We start from the raw sequence: 18,250 nt of genomic DNA, 5'->3' as shown, positions 1-18,250 counted from the left end.
CCTACTCCAGCACGATTCTTACCTTGCCGGGTTCTTGGCCTTTGACCAACCCGTCCAGGTATTCCTCGAACCGCTTCCTCATCTCCGTCGGGGTGGCCGGGGAGCCGCCCAAGAGCAGGGCGTTGCGCAGGTCCGCGGTCTTGACCGAGACCTTGGTGAGGCCGGAAAGCACTTCCTGCAGGGCGTGGAGAAAATGCGGATCCAGGTCGTCCGGCAGGGCCCGCTTTTTGATGAAGCCGTCCACCAGCACGCGCGGCTCAGGCTTGAGCAGGCTCAGGTTCTCCCTGGTGGCGGGATCATCGAGGTTGGCAAGCAGCGTCCGGGTCCAATCCTCCACGAGCTTGTCGAGCTCCCCGTCCAGGGCATCCAGCGTCGCCGAAGCAGGGACCGTGGGCGGTTCCGCGCCCGGCTTGAAGTTGCAATGCGGGCAGACCGGCGACGCCTCCAGTTCCTGTTCCGTGAGCACAAAGCAGCTCTTCAATTCGGCAAGCCGGCTCTGGAAATCCGAGAGGTGCTGACGGGGCATCAGGTCGATGGTGGAGAGTTTCTGCAGGTTCTTAAGCCGCTCGTCAACCGCGAGCCGAGCCTTGCGCTTGTCCTCGTTCACCCCGAGACGCGCTTTGGCGTGCAGGGAAAGGTAGGCCTGCCGGTAGGCCCTCTTGAGGTCGCCGAGCTTTGCCTTCGTCTGCTGGCGGAATGCCGCAGCGCTCCGCTTGGCCGGGTCCCCGATCTGGTCGAGGATTTCGCCCCGCGTAGCCCTCATCTTGTCGATCCATTCATGTCCGGCGGGCAGGACGGCCTCGGCGGTGAAGAGGTACGAGGCCATCGAGCCGAGATCCCCCACCAGTTCCTCAAGCGACCTGATTTCGGCAAGGGATTCGAGTCCGTTCCGTTGTGCGGTCACTTCCGAGACATCGTAGCGAAAGTTCTTGAGCTTACCGGTGGTGGTGTAGACCTGAAGGGATTCGAGAAAGACCTTGGTCTCGTCCAGTTTCGCGCGGAGCTTCTTGACCTCCTCTTCACCCAGCAGGCTGCGGCCCCAGAAGAACAATCCGGTCTGCATGCTCCGCTGCACCAGCACCAGCCGCTCGACGGCGTTGGTGACGGCCTTCTGCAGCGCCTGAACCGGTTCGTCCTTGCCCTGGGTAACCAGTTGCGCCATGCCCGGTATGAGGTCGAGCAGTTCGAAAAGCGCCTTGAGTGCCGGGAGGTTCCAATCCTTGGGCCGTTCGATGTGCTTGAACTGGGTCAGTTCGTCGATGCCCGTCCCGGCCAGTTGCGCCAGATCCGTGGCATCGAACTTCCTGCCCGGGACGGAGAGGACCACCTCGCCGGCGTAGACCAGTGCTGCCAGCACCACCACGACCCATTCGGGTTCGAGGCGCAACCGTTGCGGTGCCAGGTATTCCACGCCAAGAACGTCTTGGATCAGCTCGGCTCGGTTGACGACCTGTCCGGGCCCCTTTTTTTGGGCAACTTCAAGGATGTATTGAGCGTATCTGGACCGGGAGGGATCCAGGCGCTCCCCGTCGAGAAGCTCCAGGGCATCCAGCACCGCCGTGGCCTGTTTGGTGCGACTCTGTCCGGCGATGGCACGCAGGGCGTCCTGCGCAGCCTGGGGTCGGTTCGCTCCCGTGATGAGCACCGAGAAGAACGGGTATTCGGGAGCCTGATCCCGGAACTGTACGTCAAGGCAAACACCCGCGATGGTGTTCACCAAATCGCGGAAGTTGATTCGTTCATGGGATTGGATGCCAGATAGCTCTCGGATCGTTTTCCCCTTGGCGACCCATTCGGTCAGCCCTTTGGTCCTTCCCTGATAGGTGGCCCCAAAAGCCGTGGTCATGTTCTTTTGGAGCCACTGGACGAGATCGCGCAGGGAATTCGATGCCTTGGATTCGTAGGCGGACTTGGCATGACCCGACGAGGTGGATGCAAGGTCCAGGGCGGCGGCGTAGTTTCGAAGGGCGACGCGAAATCCCTCATCCATGTTCACCAGGCGCAGGAACAGCTCTTCGGGTTTTTTCTCGTCCTTGAAATGCGGCGCGTCAAAGGGCTGGAGGAAATAGAGGTAGAAGTCTCGCGGCGGCACCGCGGTGGAGCGCTCGTTGGGGGCACCGAAGAAAAGGTATCCCTGTCGCGCGGCCTTGCGCTCCAGCCATTCAAGCTCGTGCTGCCAGATCTTGTAGCCCGTGACGTAGGTCTGATCCGTGCACTCCATGACTCGCCGGAGCGCTTCGTAGTAGTAGCGGTCGAGTTGCGAAGGATCGAGGCTCTCGGCCCGCTTCTCGATCAGCGCGTCGAAGTCGTCGGTCTTCTTGAGGTCCAGGTAATACTGGCGGTTATCCGGATTGGACGAAATGAACTGCCCGCTCACCGTCTTGTGGATTTCCCGCAGGACGGTCTCCACCTGAGAAAGCAGGTCATCGGCCGGATCTCCGCCTAGTTCCTCGATACCCGGTTGGAAGAGACACAATCCGTCGCGCAGCTCCTCCGCCGTCGCACCCAAAGGAGCGTAGATATCGCCCGTCGTAAGCCGGTGGACCGAGAGTGCGTGGATGAGTCGGGTCGCCAGCGGGGTGTAGACAGGACGGGTGAAGGCCTGCTGGATGCGCGACTCCAGCACCATGCTGCAATCAATGACCGACTTGATGTCCGGAACGGTGCGGAAGGACGAGTCCTCGCGCAGGCTGGCCCAGTAGCTGTCATAGGCGATGACTCCAGGCCGGTCTTCTGGCACGTTCTGGTCCAGGAGCCGCTTCATGGACAGGGACAGGGTCTTGAGTACCTCGCGTTTTTCCACTGCGGTGATCCGTTCGAAGGTGTCGATGTAGTCGGGGTGAACGGGAAAGAGGCGCACGAATTCGTCCATGCGCTCGTTCATCCGGCCATAAAACTTGGCAAAAGGAGCCAGGTACCCCTGGATTTTCGCCTGCTGGTCGACGGTCTTTTTGAGCAGACGCTCGGCCACCACGAACTTGACGTCCTTGCGGGCGATGAGGATCTGCTCGAAGCGGTCCTTCACCCGGCGGAGCGTGTCTGCAACAAACTGAAAACGCCCTGATTCAAAAACCGCCTCTTGGACACCCGCCATAAAACGAAATCGCAAGTCCTTGCATACTTCACCCAAAATACGGAGAAAATTGAGATCCAGAATAATCTGGTGGTCGTCTCGGGTTCTCAAATAGTCAAGCAATTCGTCTACCACAACAAGCAATCCATAATCGGGGTACTCTTGGTGAAACGCAGACATCATCTCTTCAAAGGCTCGCTTATGGCTCAAAAGTTGTTCTTGTGGTGGGAACGAAAACGAGATTCCCCATGTGGCGAGGTGCTCCTCAAGCTGTTGGCACACAAAATCGCGCAGAGGCATTGTGGTCGCTTCCAGTTCCGCCCGGATCACCTTGAAGCGCCCGCTGATCCCGCTCACGGCGCTTGCCACGCTCTTATCGTTCAGGTGCGCCACGAGGTCGCCGTTTTCAGCCAGGGCGGAGATCACGGACATGAGGTGCGATTTTCCGGTGCCGTAGTTGCCCACGACCAGTAACCCTTTGTTATCCATGGGCTGGTCGAACTGAAGCTGAGGGACGACCAGGCTGACCAACTTCTCGGCCATTTCCGAGGAGATTACGTAGGTCTGGACAAGCTGTCGGGCAACGGTGGCCTCGTCGGCATCCCGCAGCTGGACCACGGACTCGATAGGCTCGAACTGGATCAAGTCTCCGTATTTCATCGTTTCTGCCCTCCTGCGCTTTCGCTCCTTGCCCTCATGCAACGGCCTCCGGGTTCACGACCAGAAAATCCCGCAAGGGATATCGTTTATGCTCGGGGTGGTCCGGCGTCGCATAAACCATGTGCTCTCCGTCGACGGAGCCGCTCCAGGCCGCAACCACGGTTCTGTTCCGGGAGAGTCCCTGCAGGAGCCGCAACGGGTCCTGCTTGAGCGAGACATCGAAGAGAACCTCGATGTTGTCCAGAAAAACCACATCGGAAGCGAATGTGCCCACAATCTCTGCGAGGAGGCGGGGCAACAGCAATGTCCGCTGCCGCTCCGTGAGGTCGAGCATACGTCGGGAAAGTTCGAGATTGACGTTGATCAGAGGAACCGCAGTGCGTTCGTGGACATCCTGGAGTGCCGCGGTCTTGCCCGCACCAGCCGGGGCCACCAGCACGACAAGCCGGTAGTACCGCCCGGCAGCCTGGCTGATTCCTCGTATGACTCTATCCGCAAGCGGTTCCACCTTGCGCGACCTCCTTTTGAGCCAGGCTCGTGACCGCCAATTCCGCCCTTAGCTTAGCCCATGGTCCGCTTTTCGGGACCCCTCATATGCAACCTACCACTCCCGCACTCTTGACCTGGAAACCACCACACCCGTTTCAAGCCTCAAAGACCACCTGCGAGCAAGGACGTAAACTGCCGGACATCAGGGCAGGAGCAAGGCAACCTCACCAGGTATACCACATACATGGAGTTTCATCATGAATCGCTCTCGGTTCCCTAATACGATTCCCATACAAGGCAACATTTCCTTGCTTAAGGAACCACGAGAGGATCGAAAGGGAAAGCCCTGCGAACACTGGAAGACGTCTTTGCGGATTCGGAAGGCAGGGAACAACAGGAGGGGATCGGCTTGAAAAAGGCCGCCCCGAGGGGGGCGGCCTAGGTTAGTCCTGCTTCTTGCGTGAGATGTGCCGTTGCTCAAGAAAGGCCAGGATCATCGACGCCAGGGGGATCCCGCCAGGATGATCGCTACTCCTTTGGCGCCGTGGAGCGCCAGGGTTGCGGCGGTTCCCCCAAAAACGATCGTCGTTAGGATGGCTCCGAGCTGGCCCAGCCGTTCGAAGGCCGTCAGATGGAATTTTCCCCGCAGGGGGAAAGGGAGCGGGATGGACGGCTGAGGGATCGACGCACGAAACCCCTACGACACCGCCGCCCGGGCTGCCGAGAAAGCCTCGTATTTCCGGTTTCGGACGATTTCCTCCAGCGCCGCCACGGTGCGCTCCACCTCCTCGAAGGTGGTGTACAGGGCCACCGGGGCCAGACGCACCACCTGGGGGGGACGGAAGTCCGGCACGATGCCCCGGGCCTTGAGGGCGCAGCAGATCCGCCAGCCCTCCGGGTGCTCCAGGGCCACATGTCCGCCCCGGCGCTCCGGTTCCCGGGGGGTGCCCGCCCGGAACCCCAGGGGGGTCAGCCGGGCTTCCGCCTGGTCCAGCAGGAACCCGGTAAGCTCCAGGGACTTGGCCCGCACCGATTCCATCCCCGCCTCGGCGAAGAGGTCCAGGGCCCCGTCCAGGGCGGCGGCGGAGAGGATGCAGGGGGTGCCCATCTGCCAGCCCCCGGCGCTGGGCTGGTGTTCGAAGTCCACCGCCAGGTCGAACTGCCGCTCCTTCACGGTGCCGAACCACCCCGCCAGCCCGGGCTCCCTGCCGAAGTGCCGCCGGTGCAGGAACAGCCCCGCCGGGGACCCGGGGCCCCCGTTGAGGTGCTTGTAGGTGCACCAGAAGGCGAAGTCCGCGTCGTCGTCATGGAGCCGATGGGGCACCGCCCCTGCGGAGTGGGCGCAGTCGAAACCGATGACGATGCCCCGCCGGTGGGCCGCCTCGGCAAGCCGCCGCAGGTCCAGGAGCTGGCCGCTGCGGTAGAGCACCGAGGGGAACACCGCCAGGGCCACCGTGTCGTCCATGAGGGCGATGAGAGCCTCCTCGTCCAGGGTGCGGCCATCGGCACTTCGGGCCAGGATCAGGTCCCGCTCCGGGTCCCCCCCGTGGAGGCGCACCTGGCTGGCCAGGGCGTAGAGGTCCGAGGGGAAGTTCAGTTCATCCGCCAGGATCCGCCGACGGGTTCCCTGGGGGCGGTAGAAGGTGGCTGCCAGGGAGTGGAGGTTGGCGGTGGTGGACCCCACCAGCACCACCTCGTCGGGGAAGGCCCCCACCAACGGGGCCATCTTGGCCCCCAGGCGCTCCCCGTAGGTGAACCAGTCGGGCTTCGCCTCCAGCCAGCCCCGGATCCCCAGATCCCGCCAGGAGGCCGCCGCCCGCTCCAGGGAGGCCAGGGCGTCCTCCGACGCCAGCCCCAGGGAGTTGCCGTCCATGTACAGGGTCCCCGGGGGGATGTGGAACCGCCCCCGGAACCGGGCCAGGGGGTCCCCCCCGTCCCGTCGCCGCGCCTCTTCCATGCCCCGTCCGCTCATGGGTACCCCTCCTCCAGGTTCGTCGCCATGCGGCCCAGCAGGGCCTCCAGGGCGGTCTTCTCCTCCCGGGTCAACCCCCGGGCCGCCAGATCGTCCCACTCCTTCAAGATTTCCCGGATCCGGGGCAGGATCGCCCGCCCCCCCGGGGTCAGGGAAACCCGACGCTGCCGCCCGTCCTCCCCGGGGCAGCGCTCCACCCATCCCTGCTCCTCCAGGCGCTTCAGGGAGCGGGTCACCGAGGCGGGGTCCAGGGCCAGCCTCTGGGCCAGCTCCACCTGGGTCACCCCGTCCCCCCGGGACAGCTCCACCAGATACAGGTACAGGCCGTGCCCCGCCGGGATCCCCTCCGCCTCGAAGCGCCGGTCCAGGTGACGCTGGCAGCGCCGGTAGAGGGTGGAGATCCTCCGCCCGGGTGTCCATCCGTCCATGTCCATCCCCCCCGGAACCAGCATAGGGAAAATTAGTTGCACGTGCAAGCATATTCCCCGAAAAAACGGGGCCCGAAGGCCCCGGTCCACTCCGAACAGACTCAGTTCTCCGGATCCGCGCCGCTTTCCGAAGCCACCAGTTTCTCCACGGCGGATCGGATCTGGTCCCGGATGCGCCGCACCTGCTCCAGGCGCTCCTCCTCCGTACCCTCCGTCGCGGCGGGGTCCGGGAAGGGCCAGGAAAGCCGCCGGGTCACCCCGGGGTACACGGGACATCGGTCCGCCACGGCGGCGTCGCACACCGCCACTACCGTGTCGTAGAGTCGCCCCTCCTGGAAGAGGTCGAAGGCCCGCTTGGGCCTCTGGGCGGCCATATCGATCCCCACCTCCGCCATGACCCGTACCGCCAGGGGGTGCAGTGCCTCTCCCGCCTCCAGCCCCGCGCTCTCCCCCTCGAACCGGTCCCCGCCCAGATGGTTCAGAAAGGCCTCCGCCATCTGGCTTCGCGCCGTATTCCTCCCGCACAGGAACAAAACCCGAGTCCGCTCCATGCCCATCCCTCCCTGGCCCCAAGTGCCCCGAACCTACCGGGTCCCGGGGGGGACGTCAAGATGAAAACGTTACAGCTTGGAAACGCCTGGGGATTGACAACCCCACGTAGTGTGGTATTTTTGCCACATAGCATGAAGGAGGATCGGCCATGACGGAACCCCACGAGCCCCACCTGGATCTGGACACCTGCACGGACCTCCTGAAGGCCCTGGCCCATCCGGTGCGCCTGCGCATGGTGCTGGCTCTGGAGGGGGGGGAGCGGTGCGCCTGCGAGCTGGCGGATCTGTCCCCCTGCGACCGCACCACCAGCAGCAAGCACCTGGCGGTGCTGCGGGAGGCGGGGATCGTGGAGGACCGCCGGGAGGGGACCCGGATCCTCTACTCCCTCAAGCTGAGCTGCGTCCTCTCCATGCTGCGCTGCGTGAACCGGTTCGCGGACCCCGCTTCGGATCCCGGGGGATGCGCCTGCTCCCTACCGAAGGAAGAACCCCAAAGGAGGAAGGAATCTTGAAGATCGAAGTGTTGGGCATGGGCTGCGCCAAGTGCACCAAGCTGGAGGAGAACGCCCGGGCGGCGGTGGCGGCCCTGGGCATCGAGGCGACCATCGAGCACGTGAAGGACATGGACCGGATCCTGGACTACGGCGTGATGATCACCCCCGGGCTGGTGGTGGACGGCAAGGTGGTGGCGTCGGGCAAGGTGCCCTCCAGCGAGGACATCCAGAAGCTGATTCAGGGCTAGAAAAGCCGGCCCCCGGCCATTCGGGGGCCTTTTTCGGGGACGGTTCGTGGCCCCAAGGCCACCAAACGTCCTGCGATGGAAAGGAAGCGACCCCATGAGCGACAAGAAGAAGTTCCTGTACATCCTGGCGGCCTTTCTGGCCTTCTACTTCCTCCCCGCCGACGCGCCCCGGGTCCAGGGGGCGGCGGCGGAGGCCCTGGCGATGCTCCACGAATATGCCCGAGATCACGTGCTCCTCTGTTTGGTGCCGGCGTTCTTCATCGCCGGGGCCATCACGGTGTTCGTGTCCCAGCAGTCGGTACTGCGCTACCTGGGGGCCCAGGCCAACCGGGCGGTGGCCTATACGGTGGCGGCGGTGTCGGGAACCGTCCTGGCGGTGTGCTCCTGCACCGTGCTGCCCCTCTTCGCGGGGATCTACAAGCGCGGTGCCGGGCTGGGCCCCGCCTCGGCGTTCCTCTACTCCGGACCGGCCATCAACGTGCTGGCCATCATCCTCACCGCCCGGGTGCTGGGCTTCGAGATGGGCCTGGCCCGAGCGGTGGGGGCGATTTCCTTCAGCGTCCTCATCGGCCTGGCCATGGCGTTTCTGTTCCGTCACGAGGAGGCCCAGAGGCAACAGGCCTTCGCGGACCTGCCGGTGCCTGAGGCAACCCGCCCCCTGTGGAAGACCGCCTCCTTCATGGCCTTCATGGTGCTCTTCCTGGTGTTCGCCAACTGGGCGGCCCCCAAGGTGCCCCTGGGGTTCTGGGCGGCGGTCTATCGGGCCAAGTGGATCGTGGCGGGGCTGGCCCTGCTGGCCACGGCAGCCTCCGCCCTGACCTGGTTCTCCCGGGAGGAGCGGAAGGAGTGGTTCGGCTCCACCTGGGAGTACGCCCTCCAGGTGCTGCCCCTGCTCTTCGGCGGGGTGCTGGCGGCGGGGCTGCTGCTGGGTCGCCCGGGGCACGAGGCCCTGGTCCCCAGCGCCTGGGTGGCTGCCCTGGTGGGGGGGAACTCCCTGGCGGCCAACTTCTTCGCAGCCTTCCTGGGAGCCCTGATGTACTTCGCCACCCTCACGGAGGTACCCATCCTCCAGGGCCTCCTGGGGGCGGGGATGGGCAAGGGCCCCGCCCTGGCGCTGCTTCTGGCGGGACCCGCCCTCTCCCTGCCCAACATGCTGGTGATCCGCTCCATCCTGGGCACCCGCAAGACCGGGGCCTTCGTCTCCCTCGTGGTGGCCCTCTCCACCGCTGCGGGGATGCTCTACGGGGCCTTTTAGGCCGGAAGGGAGACAGGGAGCCATGGCCCATCACCACCATCCCGCTTCCGAAGACCACAGCCACGGACACCACGTCCACGGCTCCGGAGCCCCGGAGGGGCGTCTGGCCTTCTCCTTGGTCCTGAACCTGGTCATCACCGCCGCGGAGGTGGTGGGGGGGCTGGCGTCCAACAGCCTGGCCCTGCTGTCCGACGCGGTGCACAACCTCTCCGACGCCTCCTCCCTGGGGATCAGCTGGATGGCGGCGCGCATCGCCCGGCGGGAGCGTACCCCCGCCCATTCCTTCGGCTTCCGCCGGGCGGAGGTGCTGGCCTCCCTGATGAACACGGTGGCCCTGATGGGAGTGGGACTCTTCCTGATGGTGGAGGGGGTGCGCAAGTTCCTCCATCCCGAACCCATCGCCGGGGGCATCATGCTGGCGGTGGCCTGCGTGGGCCTGGGGGGCAACATCCTCACCGCCTGGCTGCTCCACCGGGACGCCAAGGGGAGTCTCAACGTGCGCTCCGCCTACCTGCACGTGGTGATGGACAGCCTCTCCTCCCTGGGGGTCATCGCGGCGGCCCTGCTGGTGATGGCCTTCCGGTGGACCTGGCTGGACCCGCTGCTCACCCTGGCGGTGTCCCTCTACGTCCTGTGGGAGTGCGTGCCCCTGCTGCGGGAATCGGTGCACATCCTGATGCAGGGCACCCCGGAAGGGGTGGCGGTGGAGGAACTCCTGGCCCGGGCCCAGGCACACCCGGACGTGCGAGACCTGCACCACCTGCACCTGTGGACCACCGACGGGGCGGAGGTGTTCCTGGAGGCCCACGTGACCCTGGCGGAAGGAGCCCGGAACCGCACCGACCGGGTGCTGGGCGAGCTTTCGGAGATCCTCCGGGAGGAGTTCGGGGTCGCCCACGTGACCCTGCAGCTGGAGTTCTCCCGCTGCGCCTCGGGCCGCTGTTCCGGCATGGACGCTATTCATGCCCATCACGACCCGCATCATGAGGAGGTTCACCCCTGATGCTCCAAACACCCCGATGGCTCCCCCTGGCCCTTCTGCTGGCCCTGGTTCCCCTGGTGGGGTGGGTCTTCGCCCGCTCCGACACCCCCGTCGCCCCTCCCCAGGAGCTCGTCTCCGCCCCGGCGGAGGCCGCCGACGTTGCCCTCCCCAAGGGGGGCACCGGGGTGGTGGCCACGGTCTTCCACGGCTCCGCCCGCTGCCCCAGCTGCGTGACCCTGGAGGAGCAGACCCGGGAGACCCTGAAGGCCCTCTTCCCCAAGGAACTGGCCTCGGGCAAGCTGGTGTTCCGGTCCGTGAACGCCGAGGCCCCGGAGCACCAGCACTACATCGAGGACTACCGCCTCACCTCCATCTCCCTGGTGGTGGCCCGGTTCGAGAAGGGCACCAGGAAGGACTGGAAGACCCTCCAGGACGTCTGGCAACACCTTCGAGACCCCGAATCCTTCCGCCGCTACGTGGGGCAGGAGACGGGAAGGATGCTGAATCTCTGATGGGCCCCGAGGCGGGCCCCCTGCTCCTGGGAGGATGGTTCGGGGTGCTCTGCTCCCTGAGCCCCTGCCCCCTGGCGTCGAACCTGGCGGCCCTGGGGCTCATCGCCCGGAAGGCCGACGCCCCCCGGGAGGCCCTGTCCCGGGCCCTGTGGTACACCCTGGGGCGCAGCCTGGCCTACGCGGCCCTGGGGTGGATCCTCTCCCTGGGGGTTCTGAAGGTCTGGCGGGTCTCCTGGCTCCTCCAACGGACCATGCCCTTCGTGGCAGGACCCTTGCTGGTGCTGCTGGGGTTGGCCATGCTGGGGCTGGTGCCCCTGCCCTCCCCGGGCATCCCCGGGGCATCCGAGGCAGGCAACCGCCTCCTGGGCCGGGGTTCCGCCGGGGCCTTCGGCCTTGGGGTGCTGCTGGCCCTCACCTTCTGCCCCATCTCCGCCGCCCTGTTCTTCGGCAGCCTACTGCCCCTGTCGGCGGGCAGCGCCCTGCCCCTGGGGGTGTGCGCTGCTTTCGGGGTGGGGTCCGCCCTGCCCGTGGCCGCCTCCGGAGTGGCCCTGGCGGCGGGAACCGCCGGAGTCGCGTCCCGCTTTGCCCGCCTGCGCTCCCTGGAGGTCTGGGGACGACGCCTCACCGCCGGGATCTTCCTGGGGGCCGGATGCTACCTGATGGCAAAAACCCTCGGGGGCTGAACACAAGCCCCGCATCCATTCCCTATTTCATGGCCGGAAAGGCCGAGGAGGAAGATTCCCATGGACGAACGAACCAAGACCAACTGGCTTCAGGCACCCCAGGACACGGTGGTGTGCGGCTGCGCAGGGGTGGACAAGCGGACCCTGGTGCGGGCCATCGCCGGAGGGGCGGAGACCCTGGATGCCCTGATGGAGGCCACCGGGGCAGGCCAAGGGGACGAATGCGCCGCCAGGAACCCCCGGGGACGCTGCTGCCGCCCGGACCTTCAGGAAATCCTGGACGTATACGTCCCCGCAGTGGCCCAGATGCGCCGGGGCTGCTCCTGCGGCGGGGGAAGCTGCTGCGGATGACCCCTGCGGCGGAGTCCTTTCTCTCCCTGGCCTCTGTGGGCGCGGTCGCCCTGGGGCTGTCGGAGGAGATCCTGCGATGCAGCGACGCCGACGCCCTGGTGGTGCCGGTGAACCGGGACTACGACCTGGACCGGGGAGAACTCGCGGCCCTTCGGGACGCGGCAGGCCCCATGCCGGAGATCCAGTCCCTGCTCTACGGTCTGGGGGACCCGGGAACGGCCCTTCCCGTGCGGACCGGGAACCTGAGGGCCAAGTTCCTGGTGTTGGCGGTGGCGGTGGACGAGACGGAGCGGCTGGAGGCGGAAACCCTCCGAAGAAGCGTGGCCGCCGCCCTGGACGTGTGCATGGAACGCAACCTTCCCCGGGTCCTGGTACGGGACTTCGGGGCTTTCTGGCCGGGACTTCCTCCGGGACAGGTAGCGGGGATCACCGTCCGAACCGTGGCGGAGGGTCTGGGCTTGCGCTATCCCGCCATGGATCGGGTGGCTTTCTCGGCGGATCTCCCGGTTCGAGGAGTCTGGCGCATGGCCCTGGACCGACTGGCGGGGCGTGAGCCGGATTGGAGCCTTCTGCCGAAGGACGCGGTGGTGTGCGGCCTCAAGGGGATCCGAAAGCGCGACGTGATGCGGGCCCTGCTCCAGGGTGCCCGAACCCCCGAAGCAGCGGCCTCCCTCCTGGGACTGGAGGAACTTCATCGGAGCGAGGATTGCGCCTGCGGCACCGCTACGGGGGAACCCTGTTCGGTGAACCTGCGGGAGGCCCTTCGGACCTACGACACTACCCTGCGGCACCTGGCCCCGGGATTCGGGGGCTGCGGCGCCGGCTAGGGACAACCCATCCCCGAGAGAACGGAGGTGACAGGATGAGCGGACCTTCGCGCCAGGGCATCCGCATGAGCGCCCAATACTGGCTGGACCAGGTGGCCCAGCACGATCGGGCCTTCCGACTGAAGATGGCCGTAAACATCGTGGGGTGATGAATGGCCTATCGAGGCCCGTCGGGCCTCCTGGGAACGCCGGGTGGAAGCGAGGAGGACCCCGGGGACTACACCCCCTTCCCCCTGGTGGATCACCCGGAGCTTACGGGGTACCTCCACCGGGAGGTGCGGGAGTGGATGGACAAGACGAAGCCCACCCCGGAGGGAGACTGGCTCTGCTTCGTGGAGGGACAGGGGCGATTGCGTTTTCGCCTGGAACCCCTGGAGTAGAGGAAGAGGTTCCGGATCCTCTCCGGGGCCCTGCGGCGTGTCCGTCCTGGCATCCCGGACGATCTGCATCCCCGGTGCGTCCTTCCTCGAACCTACCCCAGGCTTCCCCTTAGGGGCGGAAGCATCCGGGGGGACGCGCCGCCCCTGTGGGGGGCCGGATGGGCTGCGGGGGATGGAGCAACCCGTGGAACGGCTCTTTCGAGGCTTCTTCGCGGAGGGGCGGGACCGGGAGACCCTGCTGCGCCTGGTGGAGGAAGCGGGGGGGAACGGGTGGGCCTGGGAAAGGCCCTGGACCGGGGCGCCTACCTGCCGCCCCTGGGCGCCAACGACCGGCGGCAGAAGGAGCTGCACCTGGAGGGGGTGCCCCCCTCCTGCGGGGAGGGCGACTCCTCCTGGCGGGGTCCACGGCCCGGACCTTCCCGGAGTTCCGGTGGTCTTCCCGTCCCCCCTTCCCCGGGGGACCGGCTAGGTCGGAGGATCCTCCTCCGCTTCCGTCAGCCCCTCCTCCACCCGGTCCAGGACCGCCGGGTCCGCCAGCACCAGGAGGGCGTCCCCCGCCCGCAGGGCCGTGTCCCCCCGGGGGACCAGGAAGCTCTCCCCCCGGCGCACCAGGAGGATCAGGACCTCCCGGGGAAGGCCCAGCTCCGCCACCCGCCGCCCCTCCGCCCGGGAACCCGGGACCACCTCGATCTCCCGGGTCTCGTCGCTGCTGTGTCCCGTCCGGTCCAGCTCCAGGGGGTACCGGGGACGGGGCTCCGAGGGTTCGTCCAGCCCCAGCCTTCGGGCCAGGGGCATGAGGGTGCTGCCCTGAAGGAACACCGAGAGGAGCACCACGAAGAAGACCAGGTGGAAGATCAGGTCGGACCGGGGGTGACCGGCGGTGAAGGGGAAGGTGGCCAGGACGATGGGCACCGCCCCCCGGAGCCCCGCCCAGCTGAGCAGGACCTTCTCCCGAAACCCCCAGGCCCCCCGGACCAGGCAGGCGAACACCGCCGCGGGGCGGGCGACGAAGAGGAGGAACCCCGTCAGGAGGAGCCCCTGGGGGGCCACGGCGGGGAGGCGGGAGGGGAAGACCAGAAGCCCCAGGATGAGGAACATGACGATCTGCATGAGCCACCCCAGGCCGTCGTGGAACCGGGTCAGGCTCCGCTCGTGGAGGAAGCGTCCGTTCCCCAGCACCAGCCCCATGACGTAGACCCCCAGGAACCCGTTGCCCCCCAGGGATTCCGCCGCCCCGAAGGTGACCAGGGCCAGGCTGGAGGTGAGGACGGGGTAGAGCCCCTCGTGGTCCAGGCGCACCCGGTTGAGGATCACCAGGGCCGCCCGCCCCAGGAGGAACCCCGCCAGGGCTCCCAGGGGCATCTGCCCCAGGGCCCAGAGGGCGAAGCGGGGCCAGGAGAGCGTCTCCGCCCCCAGAAGAGACACCAGGGCGGCGGTGAGAAAGGCCGCCATGGGGTCGTTGCTCCCCGACTCCAGCTCCAGCAGGGGTTTCAGACCCCCGCGGAGCCCCACCCCCCGGGACCGGAGCACCGAGAACACCGCCGCCGCGTCGGTGGAGGAGACGATGGCCCCCAGCAGCAATCCCTCCAGGGGCGCGAACCCCAGAAAGAGGAAGGCGAACCCGCCCACCAGGAGGGCGGTGAGGAACACCCCCAGGGTGGCGAGAAGGACCCCCGGCCCCAACACCGGGCGCACCTCCTTCCAGCGCGTGTCCAGAGCCCCGGCGAAGAGGATGAACACCAGGGAGAAGCTGCCCACCCGCTGGGCCAGGTGGGGGTCGTCGAAGGAGATCCCCCCGAGACCGTCGGATCCCGCCAGCATGCCCACCCCCAGGAAGATCAGAAGGGCGGGGAAACCGAACCGGCCGGACATCTTGCTGCCGAAGACGCTGACCCCCAGCAGCAGCCCCACCAGCAGAAAGAGGGTCCCGTTGGCCATGGCGGCACCTCCTGCGGCTTCCTCTCCGGAATCGATCCGAACCGCCCCGGAGGAAGCCCCTCCAGCATAGCAGACGAAGCTTCACCCGGAACCCGCTACGCAGCGCTACAATGGCCTCCAGACGAACCGCCGAAGGAGGGGATTGCGCTGGAACCGCTGCAGGTGTACTTCGACTTCTGCTGCCCCTACTGCTATCTGGCCCAGGGGTATCTGACCCGGATGAGGGAAGGAACCCCCCTGGAGGTGGAGTGGGTTCCCTGGGAGATCGCCCCCGAGACGCCCCCCGGGGGGACGCGCCGCCCCTGGAGGGGGCTGGATCGGCTGCGGGGGATGGGGGAACCCGTGGACCGGCCCTTCGCGGACCTGGCCTTCACCCCCCACACCCGGGAGGCCCTCCAGGCGGTGGAACACGCCAAGCCCTCGGGGCGGGCCGACGCCCTGGTGGAACGGCTCTTCCGAGGCTTCTTCGCGGAGGGGCGGGACCTGGGGGACCGAAAGACCCTGCTGCGCCTGGCGGAGGAGGCGGGGATGGAACGGGTGGGTCTGGGGGAGGCCCTGGATCGGGGCACCCATCTGCCGACCCTGGTCGCCAACGACCGGCGGGCGGAGGAGGAGCTGCACCTGGAGGTGGTACCCTCCTTCCTGCGGGGAGGCCGGCTCCTCCTGGCGGGGTCCACCACCCTGACCTTCCCGGAGTTCCGGGAGGCCTTCCCGAGGCTCCTGCCGTGAGGCCCCCCCCGCTGGAGGGGATCCCCCGGGTCCGGCAGCTTCTCCAGACCCAGCGCTTCGCCGTCCTGGCCACGGAGGACCCGGAGGGGCCCTATGCCAGTCTGGTGGGGTTCGCCCCTCGGGAGGGGCTGGGGGTGCTGGTGTTCGCCACCCCCCGGGGGACCCGGAAGTTCGGCAACCTGATCCGCACGGGCCGGGGGGCCCTGCTGGTGGACGACCGGCCCGCCTCCCCGGAGGACTTGGGGGACGGGGCGGCCCTGACCGTCCTGGGAGAGGCCCGGGAGGCCCCGGACCGGGAGGGGGCCCGGAGGGTCCTGCTGGCCCGGCACCCCCTGCTGGAGGGGTTCACCGCCTCCCCGGGGTGCGCCCTGGTGGAGCTTGCGGTACGGCGGCTGCTGCTGGTCACCCGGTTCCAGCACGTCACGGTCTTCGCGCCGGAGGACCTGGCATGAGGACCCCCTGGATCGTCCCCCTGGAGTCGGTGACGGCGGACCTGGCCCCGGAGGTGGGGGGCAAGGCCCTGGCCCTGGCGCGGCTCGGGGAGACGGGGGAACGGGTACCCCGAGGAGCGGCGGTGACGGCGTCCGCCTACCGGGAGTTTCTCCGCCGCACCGGCCTGGGGGCCCGGATCCGCATGGAGCTGACCCGCCGCCCCCTGGAATCCCTGCGTTGGGAGGAGCTGTGGGACGCGTCCCTGCGGATCCGAAGCCTCTTCCTTCGGGCGCCCTGGCCGACGGGGCTGCGGGAGGACCTGATCCGGGGGCTGGAGCCCCTGGGGGAAGCCCCCCGGGCGGTGCGCTCCTCCGCCCCCGGGGAGGACGGGGGAGCCTCGTCCTTCGCGGGGCTCCACGAGACCTTCCTCATGGTCCGGGGGCCCGAAGAGACCCTGGAAGCCCTGCGGAAGGTCTGGGCCTCCCTGTGGTCCGACGGGGCCCTGATGTACCGGCGGGAGCTGGGGCTGGACCCCCGGCGCAGCGCCATGGGGGCGGTGGTGCAGGAGATGGTGGAGGGAGACCGGTCCGGGGTGGCCTTCGGGCAGGACCCCACGGATCCCTCCCGCTCCGTGGTGGAAGCGGTGTGGGGGCTCAACCAGGGGCTGGTGGACGGATCGGTGGAACCGGACCGATGGCTCTTGGACCGGCGCACCGGGGCGGTGCGGGAACACCGGCCCGCTATGCGGGAGCACCGGGTGGGCCCCGCCCCCGGAGGGGTGGGGCTGGTGCCCCTGGACCCGCTTCTCCGGGACGCCCCGCCCCTGGAGGCGGGGGACCTGGGGCGGATCCACGGCCTGGCGATGCGGGCGGAGGGGCGGTTCGGGCCTCCCCAGGACGTGGAGTGGACCTTTCGGGGCCCGGACCTCTGGGTCCTCCAGTCCCGGCCCATCACCACCCTGGCGCAGGGGGAGGACAAGAGGAGCTGGTACCGCTCCCTCACCCGGAGCTTCGAGAACCTGAAGGCCCTGAGGCGAACCCTGGAGGAGGAGATCCTTCCGGGGATGGGCCGGGACGGGGCGGCCTTCCGGGAGCGGGACCCCGTGGACCTGGCGGACCGGGACCTGGGGGAGGAGATCCTCCGGCGGGAGGAGGCGGGGCGGCTCTGGACCCGGGCCTACCGGGACGCCTGCATCCCCTTCGCCCACGGGGTGCGGCTCTTCCTCCAGATGGTCAACGACCGGCTCCGCCCGGAGGACCCGTACCTGTTCCTGGGGCTCCTGCAGGGGGAACCCACGGAGACGGGACGGCGCAACGGCCTGTTCCTGGAGGCCGCCGCCCTGGTGCAGCAGGGGCGGGACCCGAAGGGCCCCACCCCGGAGGACCGGCGGCTGGGGGACCTGCTGGAGACCCTGGAGGCCTCCCTGGGGGCAGAGCTGGGCCTGGAAGGCCCCGAGGCGAGACGGGGCCTGGAGTCCCTTCTGGCCCGCACCCCCCTGGGAACCCGGGAGGCCGGGAGGGACCGGGAGACCCTGGAGGCGGCCTACCGAGGGGGCTTCGGGGAGGCGGAAGGGGACTTCGCCGCGGAGCTGCTGGACCTGGCCCGGGCGAGCTGGCGGCTTCGGGACGACGACAACCTGATCCTGGAACGGGTCCTCTCCGGGGCGGCGGCGGCCCTCCAGGAGGGGCGCCGTCGCCTGGGGGATCCTCTCTTGCCCCCTCTGGAGACGGCGACCCGGCTGGGGGCGACCCCCCGGGAGCTGCCGGAACCGGTGGACCTGCGCTTCGGCCTGGCCAGCGGCTCTCCCGCGCCGGGCTCCCCGGAGGCGGGAACCCCCAGGCAGCTCACGGGACAGCCCGCGGGACCCGGGGTGGCCCAGGGACCCGCCCGGGTGGTGCGCTCCCGGGAGGACTGCCTGGACTTCCAGCCCGGGGAGGTGCTGGTGTGCGACGCGGTGGACCCCTCCATGACCTTCGTGGTGCCCCTGGCCTCGGCGGTGGTGGAGCGCCGGGGGGGCATGCTGATCCACGGGGCCATCGTGGCCCGGGAGTACGGCCTCCCCTGCGTCACCGGGGTGGAGGGGGCCACGGAGCGGCTCCGCACCGGGGAACCCCTCTGGGTGGACGGGTACCTGGGGCTGGTGGTGCGCCAGGAGGTGCGCTAGGGGCGGGCTTTCGAGAAAACCGCGACCCAAGCGTCCCTCCCGACGGTTCGTCGAAGGACGGGACTGTAGAATGGGGCAGCGG

Annotated in this window: 18 protein-coding genes; 12 read left to right on the top strand and 6 right to left on the bottom strand. The window is 68.0% G+C overall.

All coding sequences use genetic code 11. From position 1 onward, the window contains the following. Window position 1: 1 nt before the first annotated feature. The 5 genes from APAU_RS00530 to APAU_RS00510 form a co-directional block, all read right to left on the bottom strand. Window positions 2-3,733 (bottom strand): DUF6079 family protein, encoded by a 3,732-nt coding sequence (locus APAU_RS00530; RefSeq protein WP_006299685.1) that lies wholly within the window; start codon window positions 3,731-3,733, stop codon window positions 2-4. Window positions 3,734-3,767: 34 nt separating this feature from the next. After that, on the bottom strand, window positions 3,768-4,241 hold the full coding sequence (brxF, locus tag APAU_RS00525) for a BREX-3 system P-loop-containing protein BrxF (RefSeq protein WP_006299684.1): 474 nt from the start codon (window positions 4,239-4,241) through the stop codon (window positions 3,768-3,770). 678 nt (window positions 4,242-4,919) lie between these two features. Beyond that, window positions 4,920-6,194 carry a kynureninase gene (gene kynU, locus APAU_RS00520; RefSeq protein WP_006299683.1) on the bottom strand — a complete coding sequence of 425 codons (1,275 nt, stop codon included), beginning with the start codon at window positions 6,192-6,194 and terminating at the stop codon, window positions 4,920-4,922. After that, complete coding sequence (locus tag APAU_RS00515) at window positions 6,191-6,622, bottom strand: MarR family winged helix-turn-helix transcriptional regulator (RefSeq protein ID WP_006299682.1); 432 nt, start codon at window positions 6,620-6,622, stop codon at window positions 6,191-6,193. The genes kynU and APAU_RS00515 overlap by 4 nt, the downstream gene beginning before the upstream one ends. Before the next feature lie 101 nt (window positions 6,623-6,723). Then, a complete protein-coding gene (locus APAU_RS00510; RefSeq protein ID WP_006299681.1) occupies window positions 6,724-7,173 on the bottom strand; it encodes an arsenate reductase ArsC in 450 nt (149 codons plus the stop codon). A gap of 149 nt (window positions 7,174-7,322) precedes the next feature. Here APAU_RS00510 and APAU_RS00505 point away from each other — a divergent pair, with 149 nt between their 5' ends. The 9 genes from APAU_RS00505 to APAU_RS00465 all read left to right on the top strand — a co-directional run bounded on the left by APAU_RS00505 (window position 7,323) and on the right by APAU_RS00465 (window position 12,905). Continuing rightward, the gene (locus tag APAU_RS00505) at window positions 7,323-7,685 is read left to right on the top strand and encodes an ArsR/SmtB family transcription factor (RefSeq protein ID WP_006299680.1); all 363 of its coding nucleotides are present in this window, start codon (window positions 7,323-7,325) and stop codon (window positions 7,683-7,685) included. Continuing rightward, window positions 7,682-7,915 carry a thioredoxin family protein gene (locus tag APAU_RS00500; protein ID WP_006299679.1) on the top strand — a complete coding sequence of 78 codons (234 nt, stop codon included), beginning with the start codon at window positions 7,682-7,684 and terminating at the stop codon, window positions 7,913-7,915. The genes APAU_RS00505 and APAU_RS00500 overlap by 4 nt, the downstream gene beginning before the upstream one ends. A gap of 94 nt (window positions 7,916-8,009) precedes the next feature. Then, window positions 8,010-9,170, top strand: coding sequence for a permease (locus APAU_RS00495; RefSeq protein ID WP_006299678.1), 1,161 nt, complete (start codon window positions 8,010-8,012; stop codon window positions 9,168-9,170). A gap of 22 nt (window positions 9,171-9,192) precedes the next feature. Continuing rightward, window positions 9,193-10,173: a cation diffusion facilitator family transporter gene (locus APAU_RS00490; protein WP_006299677.1), complete on the top strand. Its 981-nt coding sequence runs from the start codon at window positions 9,193-9,195 to the stop codon at window positions 10,171-10,173. Continuing rightward, window positions 10,173-10,664: a nitrophenyl compound nitroreductase subunit ArsF family protein gene (locus APAU_RS00485; RefSeq protein WP_006299676.1), complete on the top strand. Its 492-nt coding sequence runs from the start codon at window positions 10,173-10,175 to the stop codon at window positions 10,662-10,664. The genes APAU_RS00490 and APAU_RS00485 overlap by 1 nt, the downstream gene beginning before the upstream one ends. After that, complete coding sequence (locus APAU_RS00480; RefSeq protein ID WP_006299675.1) at window positions 10,664-11,347, top strand: aromatic aminobenezylarsenical efflux permease ArsG family transporter; 684 nt, start codon at window positions 10,664-10,666, stop codon at window positions 11,345-11,347. Before APAU_RS00485 ends, APAU_RS00480 begins: the two co-directional genes overlap by 1 nt. Before the next feature lie 60 nt (window positions 11,348-11,407). Beyond that, window positions 11,408-11,698, top strand: a complete 291-nt coding sequence (locus APAU_RS12330; protein WP_006299674.1) for a (2Fe-2S)-binding protein — start codon at window positions 11,408-11,410, stop codon at window positions 11,696-11,698. After that, entirely contained in the window at window positions 11,695-12,525 is an 831-nt protein-coding gene (locus APAU_RS00470; RefSeq protein WP_006299673.1) for a macro domain-containing protein, read from the top strand. Before APAU_RS12330 ends, APAU_RS00470 begins: the two co-directional genes overlap by 4 nt. Before the next feature lie 152 nt (window positions 12,526-12,677). Beyond that, window positions 12,678-12,905, top strand: coding sequence for a hypothetical protein (locus APAU_RS00465; RefSeq protein WP_006299671.1), 228 nt, complete (start codon window positions 12,678-12,680; stop codon window positions 12,903-12,905). 465 nt (window positions 12,906-13,370) lie between these two features. Here APAU_RS00465 and APAU_RS00455 read toward each other — a convergent pair whose 3' ends face one another. Next, window positions 13,371-14,843, bottom strand: a complete 1,473-nt coding sequence (locus tag APAU_RS00455) for a potassium/proton antiporter (protein ID WP_006299670.1) — start codon at window positions 14,841-14,843, stop codon at window positions 13,371-13,373. 162 nt (window positions 14,844-15,005) lie between these two features. Between APAU_RS00455 and APAU_RS13430 the strand changes: the two genes are divergently transcribed. From APAU_RS13430 to APAU_RS00440, 3 genes are read left to right on the top strand one after another with little or no spacing between them, the layout of a single operon-like run. After that, window positions 15,006-15,572, top strand: coding sequence for a DsbA family oxidoreductase (locus APAU_RS13430; protein ID WP_006299669.1), 567 nt, complete (start codon window positions 15,006-15,008; stop codon window positions 15,570-15,572). After that, a complete protein-coding gene (locus tag APAU_RS00445; protein WP_006299668.1) occupies window positions 15,569-16,024 on the top strand; it encodes a pyridoxamine 5'-phosphate oxidase family protein in 456 nt (151 codons plus the stop codon). Before APAU_RS13430 ends, APAU_RS00445 begins: the two co-directional genes overlap by 4 nt. Next, window positions 16,021-18,168 (top strand): PEP/pyruvate-binding domain-containing protein, encoded by a 2,148-nt coding sequence (locus APAU_RS00440; RefSeq protein WP_006299667.1) that lies wholly within the window; start codon window positions 16,021-16,023, stop codon window positions 18,166-18,168. Before APAU_RS00445 ends, APAU_RS00440 begins: the two co-directional genes overlap by 4 nt. Window positions 18,169-18,250: the final 82 nt, after the last annotated feature.

The sequence above is a fragment of the Aminomonas paucivorans DSM 12260 genome (assembly GCF_000165795.1).
Classification (GTDB): Bacteria; Synergistota; Synergistia; order Synergistales; family Synergistaceae; genus Aminomonas; species Aminomonas paucivorans.
The sequence above is the reverse complement of the archived record's forward strand: the minus strand, read 5'-3'. Positions and strand labels throughout refer to the sequence as shown.